This window comes from Variovorax sp. J22R115 (assembly GCF_030317005.1).
Taxonomy (GTDB): Bacteria; Pseudomonadota; Gammaproteobacteria; order Burkholderiales; family Burkholderiaceae_C; genus Variovorax.
The window spans coordinates 470,624-489,058 of record NZ_JASZYM010000002.1 but is presented as its reverse complement, the minus strand read 5'-3'; the positions used below and the strand labels follow the sequence as shown (position 1 = coordinate 489,058).

The following is an 18,435-nucleotide window of genomic DNA, read 5'->3' as shown; positions in this document are numbered from 1 at the left end:
GGCTCAGCCGAAGGTCCGCACCAGCAGCGACTCCAAGGTCGCCTCGGCCCCCTTGAGCATCGCCGTCTCCGTCGTCTGGGCGGTCGCCGCGGCTTCCGCATAGCGCGAAAAGCCGATCTGCTTGTCCATCGGCGGCAGCATCACCGACAGCGACTTCAGATCCTGCTGGTTGAGGCTCGCCTGGTTGATGGCCCGCTTGGCGTTGATCTGGAAGTGCCGTCGCGTCCGGTTTGTCTGCAGCGCCGCGAAGATGTAGCGCGGCAGGGCGCGTTCGCGATCCATCACGAGCCGCATCATGTTCGACTCGAACACCGTCGGCTCCGCCAGCGACGGAATCAGCACGCTCTTGCCCAGGTGCTCGGGGCTGTTGACGCGGTTGACAATGATGTCCCCCTCGGCCAGCCCGTACCGCTGGATCTCCTCGTCGTCGAGTTGCAGCCGCTTGATGAGTGCCGGATCGCTCAGCTCGCCATCGCGAAAGCTGTCGATACGCACGATGGGCGTGCCCGTGCCGTAGGCCGACTTGTGCTTGTACAAGCCGTTCTGCGGATTGAGCTTCAGCAGGCTGCCGAGCGGCACGACGGGCCAGCCCTTCGGATTGGTCATCGAGTCGCCGAACAGGTCGAAGAACAATGCCGGCACCATCTGGTTCGTCTTCACGCGGATGTCGCGCCGCAATCGGATCACGCTCTGCGCGCACAGCAGCACGTCGACGATGCGCCGCTGCGCCTTCAGGTCGGGCAGGGGCAGCTTCTGGTCGAGGATGCGCGCATCGGACACGGCCGGGTACAGCGCGCCGGTCGCCAGTTTGCACACGCTGCGGACAAAGCGGCTGGATCGAACGAAGAAGTACAGGTACTCGGGCAGCACGCGTGGCGTCGCGCGCAGCACGCAGAACGCGGTGCTGGCGACTTCGCCGTCGAGCGATTCGGGCACCAGCGCGACCGCATTGAGGTTCGGCCGCACGGTGGAGACGAGCACGTCGCCGGTGCGCATCACTTTGCGCGCGCGGCTCGGCGCCTCAGCGCCCTTCAGGACGCGGGCGCCGGTGACGGTCTTTCTCTTGTTGTCGACGGCGGCGACGTCGACGTAGGTGAATGGGTCATTCGGCCAGGCGGACGGGTTCATCGTGCCCGTTTTCGCCTCGACCACCTCCCTGAGCGCCACCCATGGCGCAGTCATCCATCCAACTCCGCAAGCAGCATTCGAAGCGTTTCCATCTCCTCGGTGCACTCCAGTTGAAGCGCGATCAACTCGTCGAGCAATTCGCGCGGATTTCGATGCTCGGCTTGCGCTTCGCTCAGGGGCCGGTAGCGGCTGGCCGACAGGTTGTAGTCGTTGGCGCGCAGCGCGGGCGCGTCGGCGAACCACCATTTGCCGTTCCACTCGGCCTCGGGTTCGCGCGCCTGCCATTGCGCAAGTGATTCGTCGCGCTGCGCGTAGACCTTTGCGAGGCGGGGCAGGTCATCCTTGTCGATGGGCGTGTCGTGGTTGGCGTCGAGCGCGTAGCCGTCTTGCTCGACGTGGAGGAACAGCACATGCTCGGTTTGCCCGCCCTTGCGAAAGAAGAGCGCCGAGGTCTTCACGCCCGAATACGGATGGAACACGCCGCCCGGCAGGCTCATCACCGCGTCGACCTGGTTGTTCTCCACGAGCTGGCGTCGCAGTGTCTTGTGGGCCGCAGTGGAGCCGAACAGCACGCCTTCAGGCACGATGACTGCGGCGCGGCCGTCGGAGCGCAGGCTGTCGAGCATGTACTTGAGAAAGAGCAGCTCGGTGCTGCTGGTGGCGCCGACCCGCACCTCTTCCGCGATGCGATCCTTGTCGACGCGGCCCGAGAAGGGCGGGTTGGCCAGCACCACGTCGAAGCCGTCCCGCGGCAGGCCGTGCCCGGCCTTCTGCTCGTCTCCGAGCACGGCGGTCAGCACATTGCGCTGCAGGATGCGGACGTTGGCGAGCCCGCGCAGCGTGAGGTTCATTGTCGCCAGCCGCACCATCTTCGGGTCGACATCGTTGCCGAAGAAAGTCTTGCGCTGGAGGATGACGAGATCCTCCGGCGTGAGCCGGTCGCCCAGGCCGCGCCGCTGGCTCTTGCCGTCGACTTCCGCTTCGGAGATGGCGTCGGGCGACGAATGGGCTAGACGGATGTGGTTGTAGGCCGCGACCAGGAAACCCGCGGTGCCGGCGGCCGGGTCGTAGATGGTTTCGCCAAGGGTCGGGTCCACCATCTCCACGACGCTGCGGATGATGTGGCGCGGCGTGCGGAACTGACCCAACTCGCCGGCCTGCCTGATCTGCCGCAGCACGTGCTCGAACAGGTCGCCCTTGGTGTCGGAGTCGGCATCGGCCAGCCCGAGGCCGTCGACCAGGCGAACGACCTGCGAGAGCACCGTCGGCTCGTTGATGCCGAGGCGGGCGCCGCGCATGAAATCGTGCGCGCCAGCGGCGCCGATCTCGGCGAAGAACGGAAACACCTCGTCGCGTACGAAGCGCACGAGCGCATCGCCCGTCAGTTCGCTGGCCCACGCCGACCAGCGGAAGCGGCTGCGCGGAATGGTCGGCGTGCCGGTTTGCAGTACCGTCGCGGCGAGGTTGCCTTCGTGGGCCGAGGGGATGGTGGCGTTCGTCGGGTTCCTGAGGGTCCAATCGCCGTTGAACAAGCTTGTGTAGGGCTGCTTCAGGACTTCGGCGCGGACCTTGTTCTCGTCGTCGATGCTCTCGAGCAGATAGAAGAAGAACAGGAACGACAGCTGTTCTGCGTTGCTGACAGGGTCCGGGTAGCCGCCGCCAAACAGGTAGTCGCGAATCTGGTCGATCGACCGTCGCATTTCAGCGGTCAGGGGCATGGGAACGGGAAGGGGGCGGTGCGCATGGTGAGCCCACGAGTCTACGAGGCAATTCGGCGGCCGACGCCAGGTCGCGAGGTGGGGCAAACTCCGGAGACCCGGCTGCGCCGTCCTTCCCCTTAAAAAATGCACCCATGACCCAGAAGCTGCCCGACTTGGAAATCCTCCCGCGCGACATCTCCGCCTACCGCGACGGCAACACCGGCATCGACTACGTTCACCGCTTCGAATCCGGCCAACCCGGGCCGCACGTGCTGATCAACGCGCTGACCCACGGCAACGAGATCTGCGGCATGGTTGCCGCGACCCATCTGCTGGACACCGGTGTGCGGCCGAAGATCGGGACGCTGACCGTGAGCTTCGCGCATGTGGAGGCCTACAACGCCTTCGACCCGGAGCGGCCGCACGAGAACCGCCAGATCGTGCACAACCTCAACCGCGTCTGGTCCGACGAATGGCTGGACGGGCCGGACGACAGCCCCGAATTGCGCAGGGCGCGCCAACTGCGACCGGTGGTGGCCGCGGCGGACCACATCCTCGATATCCACTCCACGAGCCAGGACGTGGTGCCGTTCTGGGTCTACCCCGCCTTCGATCGCAATGCCAAGGTGGCGCTGGCGATCGGCTTGCCACCGGTCCATCTGGTAATGCCCAGCGGGCTCGGCTCCGGCACGCCGTTGATCCAGCACGGCCTGCATGCAGGTCCCGATGCTCCCGGTGCTGCAATGGTGGTCGAGTGCGGCCAGCACTTCAAGCAGGCCGCCGCCGATCTGGCCACCGAGGTCACGATGCGATTCCTGGCGCACTTCGGCCTCGTCGACAAGGACCCGGCGACGCCCGCGCCCGAGGCGCAACGCCGCTTCGAGCTTCTGCAGACGCATGTGATCCAGTCCGAGGAATTCCGCTTCGTGCGTCCGCTGGTCGGTTTCGAGACCTTCGCGAAGGGCGACCTGATCGCGACCAATGGGCCGGACGAGATTCGTGCACCGTGCGACGAATGCACGATCTTCATGCCGGCGCAGCGGGCGATCGTGGGGCGCGAGGCGGTTTACCTGACGAAACCGCTGTAGGGGCGCCCTCGGGAACTTGCCAGGGAATTATTTCCCCCAGCTGTCCCGCATCCCGGCCGCCCGGTTGAACACGCGCCGGCCGGCGCTGTCCGCGCGCGAATCCAGCACGAAGTAGCCGTGCCGCTCGAACTGGATGGGCGCGCCTTCCTGGGCCTGCGCCAGTGAAGGCTCGACGTAAGCCATGGTGGTTAGCAGGCTCTCGCGATTCAGTTCGTCGAGCAACTCGCCGTTGCCGGGCTGCGGCGCTGCGAACAGGCGCTCGTACAGCCGCACCTCGGCCTGCAGCGCGTCGGCCGCGGCGACCCAGCTGATGTTGCCCTTGACCTTGATCGCGTCGGCGCCCGGCGTGCCGCTCTTGGTGTCGGGCACCAGCCTGGCTTGCACTTCGATGAGTTTGCCGTCCGCGTCCTTGGTGCCGCCGGTGCACTCGATGACGTGGCCGTATTTCAGCCGCACCTTGTTGCCCGGGAAGAGGCGGAAGAAGCCCTTGGGCTGCACTTCCTCGTAGTCGGTGCGTTCGATCCACACCTCGCGGCCCAGCTTGAAATTGCGGCGGCCCATCTCGGGGTGGTGCGGGTGGATGGGGGCCGTGCAATCGTCCAGCACGTCGTCGCCGCCCATGAGTTCGCCCCAGTTGGTGATGACGAGCTTCACGGGGTCGAGCACGGCCATGGCGCGCGGCGCGATCGGGTCGAGCGTGTCGCGCAGGGCGGCTTCGAGGCTCGCGTAGTCGATCCAGCCGCCCGACTTGGTCACGCCGGAGCGTTCGCAGAACAGCTTGAGCGCGTCGGGTGTGTAGCCGCGGCGGCGCAGGCCGGCGAGGGTGGGCATGCGCGGGTCGTCCCAACCGTCGACGTGGCCTTCCTCGACCAGCTGGCGCAGCTTGCGCTTGCTGGTGATCACATGGGTGACGTTAAGGCGCGCGAACTCATACTGGCGCGGATGCGGCGAGGCGACCAGGCCGCCTTCGGCGAGGCGGTCGAGCAGCCAGTCGTAGAAGGGGCGCTGGTCTTCGAATTCCAGCGTGCAGAAGCTGTGGGTGATCTGCTCCAGCGCGTCCTCGATGGGATGCGCGAAGGTATACATCGGGTAGATGCACCACTTGTCGCCCGTGTTGTGGTGCGTCGCACGGCGGATGCGGTACAGCGCGGGGTCGCGCATGTTGATGTTGGGGCTCGCCATGTCGATCCTGGCGCGCAGCACGGCGGCACCGTCCTCGAGCTGGCCGTCGCGCATGGCGCGGAAGCGGTCCAGGTTTTCTTCGGGCGTGCGGGCGCGGAAGGGGCTGTCGGTCCCGGGTGTGTTGAAGTCGCCGCGGGTGGCTCGGATCTCTTCGGCGCTCTGCTCGTCGACGTAGGCCAGGCCGGCGCCGACCAGGTATTCGGCCGCGCGGTACATGAAGTCGAAGTAGTTGCTCGCGAAGTACACGTGCTCGTTGGGCGCACCGGGGTGGGCCGGGTCGTCGGCCAGCACGGCGTCGTATCCGAGCCACTTCACGGCATCGCGGATGGCGTCGACGTATTCCTGCTCTTCCTTCTCGGGGTTGGTGTCGTCGAAGCGCAGGTGGCAGACGCCGCCGTATTCCTTGGCCAGCTCGAAGTTGAGCCAGATGCTCTTGGCGTGCCCGATGTGCAGATAGCCGTTGGGCTCGGGAGGAAAGCGCATGCGCACCCGGGCCGGGTCCTGCATGCCCTGTGCGTGATGGGCGGCGTCGCCCGGCGAGCCGCCCCACTTGCGGGTGGAATAATTGCCCTGTTCGAGGTCGTTTTCGATCACATGGCGCAGGAAATTGCTGGGCTTGGCGGTGTCGTTGTCTGCGGGGGAAGTCATCCACTCATTCTAGGTGGCGCCCCAATGGAGTTACTTTTGGCAACCTTCTTCACAGAGCGGCGTACACCGTCTTGACACTTGCCGCGTTCAATACAGACATGGGCGGCCAACCCCGCCCCTATAGGAGTTCAAATCATGAGCGTCACTCGTTCCACTCTCTTCAAATGGGCTGCCGCCGGAGCGGTCGCAGCGGGCGCACTGCTTGCCACGGCCTCGGCGAGCGCCGGCAACGTGGCCTGGTCAGTCGGCGTCAACGTCCCTGGCGTCGCGGTCGGCGTGGGTGCGCCGTATTACGCGCCGGCGCCCGTCTACTATCCGCCGGCACCGGTGTATTACGCGCCGCCGCCGCCGGTGTACTACCGTCCGGCTCCCGTTTACTACGGCCCGCCACGGGCGTACTACGGTCCTCCGCGTGGCTACTACCGTCCGGCGCCGGGCTACTACCGCAATCACGGCCATCGCCGCGACTGGCGCTAAGCCGAGTCAATAAATCTCTTGCTGTCACATGACGAAACCGGCCCCAGCGGCCGGTTTTTTCTTGGGCGTCAACTTTGTTCTTACATCGCGCGGAAGAGGTGCGCGTAAAGCCGGCTGACCGGGATCTTCTCCGCCCGCCCGCGCAAGTTCAGGTGTTGCTTGCCGGCGTCGTCGCGGTGCACGGACTCGATGGCGTTGCTGCGCACGACCACGGCGCGGTGCACCTGCCAGAAGACGTGGGGATCGAGTTGCGGCAGCAGTTGCTTCAGTGGCGTGCGGATCAGGTATTCGTGCGTGGTGGTCAGCACACGGACGTACTTGTCGGCTGCTTCGAAATACTGCACCTCGTCGATGGGCACCATCCGCACGCTGTTGCCCGATGAGCCGGCCTCGCTGGCGGCGATGAGCTGCAGCGGTCCGCCGTTGCCTGGCGATGGCCCGCCTTGGCCCGCGGCGGCGAGGACCTTGCGCCATTGCGCGAGCGTATCGGCGAGCAGGTCGTCGGCCGGCAATGACGGCGGGTTTCGAGTTTCAAGCGCCTGCCGCAGTCGGTCCACGGTGCGGCGCAGGCGATCGGGCTGCACGGGTTTCAGCACGTAGTCGATGGCTTGGGCGTCGAAGGCGCGCGCGGCGTATTCGTCGTAGGCGGTCACGAAGACCAGTTGCGGCATCGGTGCCTCGTCCGCAGGCCACGCGTCAGCGAGTTCGGCGGCGACGCCCAATCCGTCGAGCCCCGGCATGCGGATGTCGAGGAAGAGCACCTGTGGCAGCCGTTCCAGCGCCTCGCGCACGGCGCTGCGGCCGTCGCCCACCGTGGCGAGGATCTGAAGCTCGGGCCAGGCGGCGGCGAGTTCTGCGCGCAATGCCTGGGCCAGGAGCGGTTCGTCTTCGGCGATGAGGGCGGTCGGGTTCATGTCGGCAAGGGGAAGGTGATGGTGGCGCGCGTTCCGCCGGTCGCGAGCGCGCTCATGGTCATCGAGCTCTGCGTGCCATAGACCGTGGTGAGCCGCTCGCGCACCTGGGCAACGCCGAATCCGCCGGCTTCGGCCGCGGAGGGCGCAGGCGCATTTCCGATGCCCACGCCGGTGTCGCTCACTTCGATGATGAGTTGGCCGCCGTCGCGCCGTGCGCGCACCGTGATCTCGCCGCCTTGCACCTGCGGCTCCAGGCCGTGGCGGATGCTGTTTTCCACCAGCGGCTGAAGCATCAGCGGCGGCACCAGCACGTCGCGCAGGTTCTCGGGCAGGTCCAGCGTGTAGCGCAGCCGGTCGCCCATGCGCACCGACATCAGTTCGAGGTAATCGCCAAGCCGGTCGAACTCGGCGGCGAGCGGATGGGCCAACGCGCGCGATCCGCCGAGCGTTACGCGCAGGTAGCTGTTGAGGCGGTCGAGCATGGCCACGGCGCGCTGCGGATCCGTCGTGATCAGCGCCCGCAGATTGGCCAGCGTGTTGAACAGCATGTGCGGCTCGAGCTGGGTTTCGAGCAGCTTGAGACGCGCATCCGCGGCGTCGCGCTGGGCGAGGGCGATCTCGCCTTCGAGGTACTTGCTCTTGCCGCGGCTGTAATAGAAATAGCAGATCGCGATCCCGGCGACGGCGGTGATGACCAGGGTCGAGGCGAACTTGTGCGGCGCGAAGGTCCAGAACTCGAGCAGGGGCGCACCGGTCCAGGCGTCTCCGATGGCATTGCCGCCGAGGAATCCGGCCGTGATCCCGACCAGCACCAGCAGCACGCCCTTGATGCCGTTCGGCCAGAGCTTCCGGGGATCGGGGCTCAGCATCAGCCGCCCGATGTCGATGACAAACCAACTGATCAGCCCGATCGAGAGCGAATAGACAAGCTGCGCACCCCAGGCGCCACGTCCGGAGATGGCGAGCGCGACGGCGATGAGCGAAGAGAAGAGCGCGGTGGTCAGGGCGTGCCGCAGCAGGTCCACGCCGTTCTCGCGCGTCATGTTGCGCCGGAGGGTGGCGATCACGAGATGTCTCCGGCGTCGGGCGCGCCGCGCAGGATGGGCCACAGTGCTGTCATGGCAGCAGATTCTGGACGAAGAAATCGCGCATGGCTGCGTAGACGGCGTCGAGCGTGCGGCGGTCGAAGCCGGGCGGGTCGTTCAGGAGCCGAGCGGCGCGCGGCGGCAGGTCCGGAGGCATGGGCGAGAGGATCGATCCATGGCCGGCTTCGGTCATGTCCGCGAGCAGCACGCAGCTTGTGCAGGTGGCGCGCACGGCGTCGATGTGCCAGCGCGGCGCGAGCCAGGCGTCCTGTCCGGCGCGCACCAGGCCGAGCGGGATGTGGGGAGCCGCGAGCGTCGGCATGTCGATGGGTGCCGCCATCGGCACCGCGGCCACGGCGACGGCGATGCGCGGATCGGTCCAACCTTCGAGTGCCGTCTCCCCGTCGAACTTCAAACGGATGAACCGGCGGGCCACGCCCATGCGGAGCGCGTCGAGCGGACCGCCGGTCAGTTCGGTGCTGAGACCGACGCAGGTCGGAAAGTCCTCCGCGAGATGGGCTTCGCAATGCCGTGCGAGCAGCGCCGGAGACCAGCGTGCGCCGGCCAGGGTCAGTGCGGTAAGTCCACCGGCCGACATGCCGTAGATGCCGACGCGCTTCAGGTCGAGCAGCGGCGCAAAGCGCGGGTCGACCGCCATTGCGTCGATGGCCTGAGTCACCTCGTGCGGCCGGTGCCTCCACGACGCCGGGCCGACCGCGCTGTGGTCGTGCCAGTTGTCCCCGGCGTGCTCCGGCACGGCCACCGTGAAGCCGGCCGCCACCAGCATCTGGGTCATGTCGGTGTGTACCCAGGGCGCACCGCCCGAGCCGTGCGAGATGACGATCAGGCGGCGGTTGCCGGTGATGGGTGTCGCATCGACGGCGACGTTCAGGGTGAAAGGGCCGCGCCGCACCGCCGTGGCGGGCGCGGCGGTCGGGTAGAAGACCGTGACCGGCCCGGAGTCCGTCGGTGCGGCCAGCACGGTGAGCCCGGTGGCTGCCTGCGCGGCGGAAACCAGAGTGCAGGCTGCAGCCAGCGCCAGCCGGCACCAAGTCGACGCCTTCACCACTGATCTCCCTTGGCGTCGGCGAGCCGGGCGCGTTCGCGGTCCACCATCCGCTCCAGCAGGCGGCCGCCGGGTGCGAAGAGCCACACGGCCGCCCCGTGCAGTACAAGGCCGAGCCCCCAGCCCAGGGCCGGGTAGATCGCCCATCCATGGCCGCTGGCCAGCGAGAAGGCGACCAGCAGCAGGTTGACCGTGACGTAGGCCGTGGCGTGGATGAACCAGCCGATCTTGGCCTTGGCGCGGCGTCGCGCCAGTCGGTCGATGTCGTTCGTGGTCATGGGTGTGGCTCCTTCGGATGTCAGACGGCGAGCGTGGCACGGTCGGCTTGAATCGCAAGGCGCCACAGCCGGATTGCACGACCCATGAAGATACCGGTGAAGACGCCATAAAGCGTGCTGATTCCGACCGCGAACGACACCTGGTGCGCGAGTTCCGGATGCATCGCGAGCAGCACGCCCACGACGTATTTGGTGAAGAAGATACCCATCATCAGCAGCATCGGGACCGCGCTGCCGGCGACGTGAAATTGGCGCGCTGCCGCGTCGTAGCGCGTGCTGTCCGGCAACGCGCGCTGCATCACGAAGCCGAGCAGTGCGAAGGCCGTGACGGCCCAGGCCAGCAATGCCATCGGCGAGTCGCCGAAGGCGGAGGCGACGCCGTAGACCGAAAGCCCCGTCATCACGATGGGCATCAGCGTCACCCGCACGAGGCTCACGCTGCCGGCCAGCAGTTGCCTGGCGCCGAGCCAGAGCAAGGTGGCGAAGAGCGCGAACACCCACTTGGGCGTGTGAAAGAGGATCTGGGTCAGCATGAGCATGGTGGTTCTCCGTGCGGGATTGAGACGAATGAGAGAAATCAGACAAGGCCCAGCCACTGGCCCCAGAGCATGTGGCCGAGATAGCGGCTGGGCAACAGCGTGAAGGCGCCGGCCACGATGCAGGCGCTGATGTAGGTCGCCTGCATCGAGATGCGATGGCTGCGGATGTCGCCCTTGGCAAGCTTCCAGAAGGCTCGCGTCAGCCCGAAGAAGACCACCGACACCAGCAGATGGACGGGCGTGTAGCCCCCGATGTTCGGAAGCTTGAAGTCACGGATGAAGAGGGCCGACACCGCGGTCATGACCATCAGCGTGACCCACGCGTAGCCGAGCGCGCGGTGAAGCCTGGGGTGCTGGGTGCGGCCGCGTCGGGCCCAGAGGACGACGGGTCCGAGGACGAGGGCGCTCACGGCAGCGGTGAGGTGGACGGCGATGATCGGGGACATTTGCACGGCGGGCTCCTGGATCGATGGGCGGACTGTGCCGATCGCTCCCGATGCCCGCCACGCCCATGCGACGAACTGCCTCGAAGCGGCGCCAGTGGCATTCCGCTGTCGCCAGATGCAGGAGGCAATGCCGGCTTTACCGAGGCTTTACGGTTGGAAGGGGCTGGGCGCTACGATTCGGCGCTCCACTAGTAGCCTGCTGCTCCTTTGCCCAACTCACCGATGTCGTCTCCCATCCCCGAGCCCACCTCTACCGTCCATCCCGCCCCCCGGGCTCCCTCGCGCCGGCGCCGCTGGCTGGGCAGCCTGCTGGCGCTGCTGGTGGTAGGCGGGCTGGCGTGGGGTGCCTGGTATCTGATCAAGCGTTCCGGCGAGCCGACCGGCGGCCGCGGCGCCTTCAGTGGTGCGAGTTCCACGGTCGGGCATGCTGCCGCACGCCGGGCCGAACTGCCGATCGTCATCGACGCCCTGGGCACGGTGACGCCGCTGGCGACCATCACGCTGCGCCCGCAGGTCGGCGGCGTGCTGACCGAGGTGCTTTATACGGAAGGCCAATCCGTGACCAAGGGCCAGCTGCTGGCGCGCATCGACCCGCGTCCCTACGAGCAGGCGCTGATGCAGGCCCAGGGCACCCGCGTGCGCGACGAGGCGTCGCTCGAGGCGGCACGTGTCACGCTGGCGCGCTACCGCACGCTTCTGACCCAGGACTCGATTGCCCGGCAGGATGTCGATACGCAAGCCGCGCTGGTCAAGCAACTCGAAGGCACCGTGATCACCGACCGCGCCGCCGAGGCCGCCGCCAAGCTGAACCTCGACTACACGCGCATCACCGCGCCCGTGACCGGCCGCATCGGCCTGCGTACGGTCGACCCCGGCAACATCGTCACCGCCAACGCGACCACCGGGATTGCCGTCATCACGCAGATGAACCCCATCGACGTGCAGTTCGCCGTGCCCCAGGACCGCGTGCCCGACATCCAGGCGCAGCTCGCCAAGGGCGAGCCGCTCTCCGTCAAGGCGCTCGACCGCGTGCGCTCCGCGACGCTCGACACCGGCGTCTTCTCCACGCTCGACAACGTGGTCGACACCAGCACCGGCACCGTGCGGGCCAAGGCCCGCTTCGCGAACGCCGGCACGCCGCTGTTCCCGAACCAGTTCGTCAATGTGCAGATGACCTTGCGCACGGTCGACGCGATCGTGGTGCCGGTGACGGCGGTGCGTACCGGCCCCAACGGCAACTTCGTGTATGTCGTCAATGAAGACCGGACGGTGTCGATGCGCACGGTGAAGCGCGGCGAGTCCACGGTCGACGTGGTCGCGATCGTCGACGGCCTGAAGGTCGGAGAGGACGTCGTGACCGAAGGCGGCGACCGCCTGAAGGACGGCGCCCGCGTGCTGCTGCAAGGCGACAACCCCGCCGCGCAGCGCCCGGCGAACGGCCCGCGCACGGCGCGCGGCGAAGGCAGCAGACGCCAGCGTCCTCCACAGTGAGGGTGAGCGCATGAGCCCGTCGAAGCCATTCATCGAGCGGCCCGTCGCGACGGCGCTGCTCATGCTCGCGATCGTGCTCGCGGGCATGGTGGGATTCCGTTTCCTGCCGCTGGCCGCGTTGCCGCAGGTCGACTACCCGACCATCCAGGTGCAGACGCTCTACCCCGGCGCCAGCCCCGAGGTGATGAGCCGCACCGTGACCGCGCCGCTGGAGCGCCAGTTCGGCCAGATGGCCGGACTCGATCGCATGAGTTCGACCAGCGCCACCGGCGTGTCGATCGTCACGCTGCAGTTCGCGCTCGACCAGACGCTCGACGTCGCCGAGCAGCAGGTGCAAGCCGCCATCAACGCGGGTGGCTCGCTGCTGCCGGCCGACCTGCCGGCGCCGCCCGTCTACGCCAAGGTCAATCCCGCGGATGCGCCCATCCTCACGCTGGCTGTGAGTTCCGAAACCATGCCGCTCACCGAGGTGCAGAACCTCGTGAACACGAGGCTCGCGCAGAAGATCAGCCAGGTTGGCGGTGTCGGTCTGGTGTCGCTCTCGGGCGGCCAGCGGCCGGCGGTGCGCATCCAGGCCAACACCAACGCGCTGGCGTCGGTCGGCATCGGGCTCGACACCTTGCGCACCGCGATCGCCGCGGCCAACGCCAACAGCGCCAAGGGCAGCTTCGACGGACCGAAGCGCGCGTACACCATCAACGCCAACGACCAGCTCGTGACGGCGGCCGATTACAAGAACCTCATCGTCGCGTGGAAGAACGGCGCCCCCGTACGCATGACCGACGTGGCGCGCGTCATCGACGGCGCGGAGAACACTCAGCTCGGCGCCTGGGCGGCCGTGCATTCGAGCGCGAAGACCGGCGAGCAGGACGGCAAGCTGTACCCGGCGATCATTCTCAACGTGCAGCGCCAACCGGGCGCCAACGTGATCGGCACGGTCGACGCCATCAAGAAGCAACTTCCTGATCTGGAGGCATCGCTGCCCGGCTCGCTGAAGGTCGAGGTGCTGAGCGACCGCACGACCGGCATCCGCGCATCGGTCAGCCACGTGCAGCTCGAACTGGCGCTCGCCGTGGTGCTGGTCGTGCTGGTGATCTTCTTCTTCCTGCACAGCGTGCGCGCGACCATCATCGCCAGCATCGCGGTGCCCATCTCGCTGATCGGCACCTTCGGGCTGATGTATCTGCTGGGCTACAGCCTCAACAACCTGAGCCTGATGGCGCTGACCATCGCGACCGGCTTCGTGGTGGACGACGCGATCGTGATGATCGAGAACATCGCCCGCTACCTGGAGAAGGGCGAGCCGCCATTCCAGGCTGCGCTCAAGGGCGCGACGCAGATCGGCTTCACCATCATTTCCCTGACGGTCTCGCTGATCGCGGTGCTGATTCCGCTGCTGTTCATGGGCGACGTGGTGGGGCGGCTTTTCCGCGAGTTCGCGGTCACGCTGGCGATCACCATCCTGATCTCCGCGGTGGTCTCGCTCACGCTGGTGCCGATGATGTCCGCGCGCTGGCTCAAGCCGGAGGCGGAAGAGGGCGGCCGCTTCGGGGCGAGCGTGCAACGCTTCTTCGACCGTGTGATCGCGCGCTATGACATCTGGCTGCAGTGGGTGTTCCGTCACCAGTCGCTGACGATGGTGGTGGCGTTGTTGACGCTGGCGCTGACCGTGCTGCTGTACGTCTTCATTCCCAAGGGGCTGTTTCCGACGCAGGATACGGGGCAGCTCAAGGCGCGGATCGAGGCGGCGCAGGAAGTGTCGTACGCGCGCATGGCCGAGTTGCAGCAATCCGCAGCCAACGCGATCCTCGCCGACCCGGATGTGCAGAGCCTGAGTTCGGTGGTCGGTGTGGATGCAGCGAACAACACGGCGTTGAACACGGGCAGCATGCTCATCAACCTGCGCCGCGATCACGATACGCAGAGTGAAGTGATGCAGCGGCTGCGCGAACGCGTGCGCAGCAACGTGGCCGGCGTGACGCTCTATCTCCAGCCGACACAGGACTTGACGATCGATGCCGAGACCGGGCCGACGGAGTTCCGCGTGTCGCTCGAAGGTGTCGATACCGCGACGGTGAACACTTGGGCGCGCAAGCTCGTCGAGCGTCTGCGCAGCGTGCCGCAGGTGCGCAATCCGACGACGGATGCCGGCGCCCAAGGCTTGGCTGCCTATGTGGATATCGACCGCAACACGGCGTCGCGCCTGTCGGTGACAGCCAGTTCGGTGGACGACGTGCTCTATAGCGCGTTCGGCCAGCGCATCGTCTCGACGATCTTCACCGAGACCAATCAGTACCGCGTGATTCTGGAAGCGCAGCGCGAGGCGCTGGCTTCGCCGGAGGGGTTGGGCAATCTTCAGTTGCGCACGGGTGCGGGCACGGCGACACCGCTGTCTTCGCTGGCGACGGTGCGGGAGCAGTTCGCGCCCTTGCAGGTGACGCGGGTGGCGCAGTACCCGGCGGCGACGGTGGGCTTCGATACGGCACCGGATGTGGCGCTAGGCAAGTCGGTCGCGGCGATCCGTGCGGCGGCGAAGGGCATTGCCATGCCGGCGAGCGTGAGCATGACGTTCCTCGGTGCCGCAGGGGCCTACGAGAAGTCGCTGACCAACCAGCTGTGGCTGATTCTGGCGGCGGTGGTGTGCGTGTACATCGTGCTGGGGGTGCTGTACGAGAGCTACATCCACCCGCTGACGATACTTTCCACGCTGCCTTCGGCAGGTGTGGGTGCGTTGCTGGCCTTGATGGTGACGGGCAATGACCTGGGGGTGATCGGAATCATCGGGATCATCCTGCTGATCGGCATCGTGAAGAAGAACGCGATCATGATGATCGACTTCGCGATCGACGCCGAACGCAACCAGGGGAAGGCGCCGCTGGAGGCGATTCACCAGGCGGCGTTGCTGCGGTTCCGGCCCATCTTGATGACCACGCTGGCCGCCTTGTTTGCCGCGCTGCCTCTGATGTTCGGGTGGGGCGAGGGCGCTGAGCTGCGGCGTCCTCTTGGTTTGGCGATCTTTGGTGGGCTCGTCGTGAGCCAGGTGTTGACGCTGTTCACCACGCCCGTGATCTATCTGGCGTTCGATCGGATGGGGCAGAGGTTTGGACGGAGGGCGACTGCTTGAACCTTTCCAAGCCTTTTGTCGAGCGCCCGATCGCCACGGTATTGCTGACCATCGGCATTGCCCTCGCCGGCATCGTCGCGTTCTTCGTGCTGCCGGTTTCGCCGCTCCCGCAAGTCGACTTCCCGACCATCTCCGTACAGGCCAGCCTTGCCGGTGCAAGCCCGAGCACGATGGCTTCGAGCGTCGCGACGCCTCTGGAGCGCAGACTGGGCATCATTCCCGGCGTCAATGAACTGACGTCGACGAGTTCCAACGGCTCCGCTCGTGTCACGCTCCAGTTCGACCTGAGCCGCAACATCGACAGCGCGGCACGTGAGGTGCAGGCCGCCATCAACGCCGCTCGTGTCGATCTGCCCGCCACGCTGCGCAGCAATCCGACCTACCGCAAGCGCAATCCCACGGCGGCGCCGGTCATCATCCTGGCGCTGACCTCCAAGACCCGCACGCCGGGGCAGATCTACGAAGCGGTGTCGAACATCGTGAGCCAGCGGCTGTCGCAGGTCGAGGGCGTGGGCGAGGTCGAGATCGGCGGCGGATCACTGCCTGCGGTGCGCGTCGAGCTGGAGCCGTTCGCGCTCAACAAGCTGGGCATCAGCACCGAGGATGTGCGCGCGGCCATTCAGGCCAACAACGCCAACCGGCCGAAGGGCGCGATCGAAAGCGCCGATCGCAAACTGCAGATCTATACGCCGGCGCCGGGGCGTCGTGCTGCTGACTACCGCGACCTCGTCATTGCGTGGCGCAACGATGCCGCAGTGCGCCTGGGCGATGTGGCGCGAGTCATCGACAGTGTGGAGAACACTCGCACGCTGGGTCTCTTCAATGGCGAGCCCTCGGTCGTGGTGCTCGTCACGCAATCGCCGGGGGCCAACATCATCGAGACCGTGGACGGCGTGCGCAAGCTGCTGCCCGAGCTGCGCGAGCAACTGCCGCAGGACATCGACATCCAGGTCGCCTCCGACCGCACCAACTCGATCCGTGCCTCGCTGCGCGAGATCGAGTTCACGCTGATGATCTCCGTCGTGCTCGTCGTGCTGGTGGTCGGATTGTTCCTGCGCAAGGCGCGTGCCACCATCGTGCCGGCCGTGGCGACGATCGTCTCGCTGCTCGGCACCTTCGGCGTGATGCACCTGCTGGGCTACAGCCTCAACAACCTGAGCCTGATGGCGCTCACGGTCGCCACCGGCTTCGTGGTGGATGACGCGATCGTCGTGCTCGAGAACACGACTCGCCACGTCGAGGCCGGCATGAACCGCGTCGAGGCGGCACTGCGCGGCGCGCGGGAGGTCGGCTTCACGGTGCTGTCGATCAGCCTGTCGCTGGTGGCGGTGTTCATCCCGCTGCTGTTCATGGGCGGGCAGGTGGGGCGGCTGTTCCGCGAATTCGCGGTCACGCTGTCGGCCGCGGTGCTGATTTCGCTCGTGATCTCGCTCACCACCACGCCGATGCTGTGCGCCATGCTGCTGCGCAGCGAGGCGGAAGAGGGCGGCAAGAAGCCCGGACGCGTGCGCGGCTGGTTCATCCGGCAGTCGGAGCGCGCATGGGACGGCACGCTGCGTGTGTATGCCCACAGCCTCGACTGGGCGCTGGCGAGCAAGGGCGTCGTGATCGTCGTGCTGCTGGCGGTGATCGGGCTCAATGTCTATCTCTTCAACGCGATTCCCAAGGGCTACTTCCCCCAGCAGGACAACGGTCAGCTCAACGCCGGCCTGCGCGCCGACCAGAGCATCTCGTCGGCAGCCGTGGCCGAGAAGCTGCGGCAGGCGGTGGACATCATCCGCAAGGACCCGGCCGTCGACACGGTGGTGGGCTTCTCGGGTGGCGGGCGTGCGGGCGGCGGCTTCATGTTCGTCAACCTCAAGCCGGTGTCCGAACGCAATGTGAAGACGCAGGCCGTCATCGACCGCCTGCGTCCGCAGCTCAACCAGCTCTCGGGGCTGCGCGTGTTCCTGAGTCCGGTGCAGGACCTTCGCATGGGCGGGCGCTCGAGCAATTCCAGCTACCAGTACACGCTCAAGAGCGACAACCTCGCCGACCTGCGTGCGTGGTCGACCAAGCTGGCCGACCGGCTGCGCCAGGAAACCGCGCTGACCGACGTGGACAGCGACGACGCCGACAACGGCGTCGAGACCTTCGTCGAGGTCGATCGCAATGCCGCGGCGCGGCTCGGCGTGACATCGGCCGCAGTGGACAACGCGCTCTACAACGCCTACGGGCAGCGCTCGGTGGCGACCATCTACGACGAGCTCAACCAGTACTCGGTGATCATGGAGTGGTCGCCACGCTTCCAGCGCTCGCCGAACGCACTCAGGGACCTGTACGTGCCCTCGACCCTGAACACGACGACCACCACGAGCGGCGAGTCGATCACGTCCTCGGTCGAACTCAACAAGGACGCGACCACAGGCACGTCGACCACGACCTCCGCCAATCCGGGGTCGCGCACGTCATCCGCCGGCCAGCAGATCGCCACCGACACGACGCTCATGGTGCCGCTGTCGGCCTTCGCGAAGTTCACCGAGCGCGCGGTACCGACCTCCATCGACCACCAGGACACCGAGCTCGCGAGCACTGTCTCCTTCAGCCTGGCCGATGGCGTGAGCCTGTCGGATGCCAAGCGCATCGTCGCGCAGGCCGAGGCCGACATCGCCATGCCGGTCAACGTGCGCGGCAGCTTCCAGGGCACGGCGCTGGCGGCGCAACAGTCGCAGGGGCAGCAGTGGTTCCTGATCATCGCGGCGCTGATCGTGATCTACATCGTGCTGGGCGTGCTCTACGAGAGCCTCATCCACCCGATCACCGTCCTGACCACGCTGCCTTCGGCCGGCGTGGGCGCGGTGCTGGCGCTGCTGCTGTTTCGCATGGAGTTCTCGATCATCGCGTTGATCGGCGTGTTCCTGCTGATCGGCATCGTCAAGAAGAACGCCATCCTGATCATCGACTTCGCGCTGGAGGCCGAGCGCTCGCGCGGACTGACCGCCGTGGAGGCGGTGCGCGAGGCCTGCCTGCTGCGCTTCCGTCCGATCCTGATGACCACGCTGGCCGCTGCGCTCGGTGCGTTGCCGCTCGCCATCGGCTTCGGCCTCGGCGCGGAGCTGCGCCAGCCGCTGGGCGTGGCGATCATCGGCGGACTGATCGCGAGCCAGTTGCTGACGCTGCTGACCACGCCGGTCGTCTACGTGCTGCTCGACAAGCTGCGCCGGCGTCCTGCCAACGAGAAATTCCTAAGCCGCGCGGCCGACGCCTCCGCATGAAGGCCGCGACGGGGC

Annotated in this window: 14 protein-coding genes; 5 read left to right on the top strand and 9 right to left on the bottom strand. The window is 67.0% G+C overall.

Annotated elements, in window-relative coordinates:
- Positions 1-3 precede the first annotated feature (3 nt).
- Positions 4-1,182, bottom strand: coding sequence for a restriction endonuclease subunit S (locus QTI04_RS05270; RefSeq protein WP_286614435.1), 1,179 nt, complete (start codon positions 1,180-1,182; stop codon positions 4-6).
- Entirely contained in the window at positions 1,179-2,828 is a 1,650-nt protein-coding gene (locus QTI04_RS05265) for a class I SAM-dependent DNA methyltransferase (RefSeq protein WP_286614434.1), read from the bottom strand. Before QTI04_RS05265 ends, QTI04_RS05270 begins: the two co-directional genes overlap by 4 nt.
- A gap of 152 nt (positions 2,829-2,980) precedes the next feature.
- Here QTI04_RS05265 and QTI04_RS05260 point away from each other — a divergent pair, with 152 nt between their 5' ends.
- Positions 2,981-3,916 carry a succinylglutamate desuccinylase/aspartoacylase family protein gene (locus tag QTI04_RS05260; RefSeq protein WP_286614433.1) on the top strand — a complete coding sequence of 312 codons (936 nt, stop codon included), beginning with the start codon at positions 2,981-2,983 and terminating at the stop codon, positions 3,914-3,916.
- 27 nt (positions 3,917-3,943) lie between these two features.
- Here QTI04_RS05260 and QTI04_RS05255 read toward each other — a convergent pair whose 3' ends face one another.
- Positions 3,944-5,746 carry a glutamine--tRNA ligase/YqeY domain fusion protein gene (locus QTI04_RS05255; RefSeq protein ID WP_286614432.1) on the bottom strand — a complete coding sequence of 601 codons (1,803 nt, stop codon included), beginning with the start codon at positions 5,744-5,746 and terminating at the stop codon, positions 3,944-3,946.
- Between the two features lie 135 nt (positions 5,747-5,881).
- On the opposite strand from QTI04_RS05255, the gene QTI04_RS05250 reads away from it, so the two are divergent.
- Positions 5,882-6,223: a hypothetical protein gene (locus QTI04_RS05250; protein WP_286614431.1), complete on the top strand. Its 342-nt coding sequence runs from the start codon at positions 5,882-5,884 to the stop codon at positions 6,221-6,223.
- 80 nt (positions 6,224-6,303) lie between these two features.
- Here the strand turns inward: QTI04_RS05250 and QTI04_RS05245 are convergent, their stop codons facing one another.
- The 6 genes from QTI04_RS05245 to QTI04_RS05220 form a co-directional block, all read right to left on the bottom strand.
- Positions 6,304-7,137: a LytTR family DNA-binding domain-containing protein gene (locus QTI04_RS05245; protein WP_286614430.1), complete on the bottom strand. Its 834-nt coding sequence runs from the start codon at positions 7,135-7,137 to the stop codon at positions 6,304-6,306.
- Positions 7,134-8,180, bottom strand: a complete 1,047-nt coding sequence (locus tag QTI04_RS05240) for a sensor histidine kinase (RefSeq protein WP_286605569.1) — start codon at positions 8,178-8,180, stop codon at positions 7,134-7,136. Before QTI04_RS05240 ends, QTI04_RS05245 begins: the two co-directional genes overlap by 4 nt.
- Before the next feature lie 73 nt (positions 8,181-8,253).
- A complete protein-coding gene (locus tag QTI04_RS05235) occupies positions 8,254-9,288 on the bottom strand; it encodes a dienelactone hydrolase (RefSeq protein WP_286614429.1) in 1,035 nt (344 codons plus the stop codon).
- Positions 9,285-9,566, bottom strand: coding sequence for a 2TM domain-containing protein (locus QTI04_RS05230; protein ID WP_286605525.1), 282 nt, complete (start codon positions 9,564-9,566; stop codon positions 9,285-9,287). The genes QTI04_RS05235 and QTI04_RS05230 overlap by 4 nt, the downstream gene beginning before the upstream one ends.
- A 20-nt stretch (positions 9,567-9,586) precedes the next feature.
- Entirely contained in the window at positions 9,587-10,099 is a 513-nt protein-coding gene (locus QTI04_RS05225; protein ID WP_286605568.1) for a DUF6622 family protein, read from the bottom strand.
- 44 nt (positions 10,100-10,143) lie between these two features.
- Positions 10,144-10,557 (bottom strand): DUF2306 domain-containing protein, encoded by a 414-nt coding sequence (locus QTI04_RS05220; protein ID WP_286614428.1) that lies wholly within the window; start codon positions 10,555-10,557, stop codon positions 10,144-10,146.
- Positions 10,558-10,773: 216 nt separating this feature from the next.
- Here QTI04_RS05220 and QTI04_RS05215 point away from each other — a divergent pair, with 216 nt between their 5' ends.
- From QTI04_RS05215 to QTI04_RS05205, 3 genes are read left to right on the top strand one after another with little or no spacing between them, the layout of a single operon-like run.
- Positions 10,774-12,042, top strand: coding sequence for an efflux RND transporter periplasmic adaptor subunit (locus tag QTI04_RS05215; protein ID WP_286614427.1), 1,269 nt, complete (start codon positions 10,774-10,776; stop codon positions 12,040-12,042).
- A 10-nt stretch (positions 12,043-12,052) separates the two neighbouring features.
- Positions 12,053-15,166 carry an efflux RND transporter permease subunit gene (locus tag QTI04_RS05210; protein ID WP_286614426.1) on the top strand — a complete coding sequence of 1,038 codons (3,114 nt, stop codon included), beginning with the start codon at positions 12,053-12,055 and terminating at the stop codon, positions 15,164-15,166.
- Entirely contained in the window at positions 15,163-18,420 is a 3,258-nt protein-coding gene (locus QTI04_RS05205) for an efflux RND transporter permease subunit (RefSeq protein ID WP_286614425.1), read from the top strand. The genes QTI04_RS05210 and QTI04_RS05205 overlap by 4 nt, the downstream gene beginning before the upstream one ends.
- Positions 18,421-18,435: the final 15 nt, after the last annotated feature.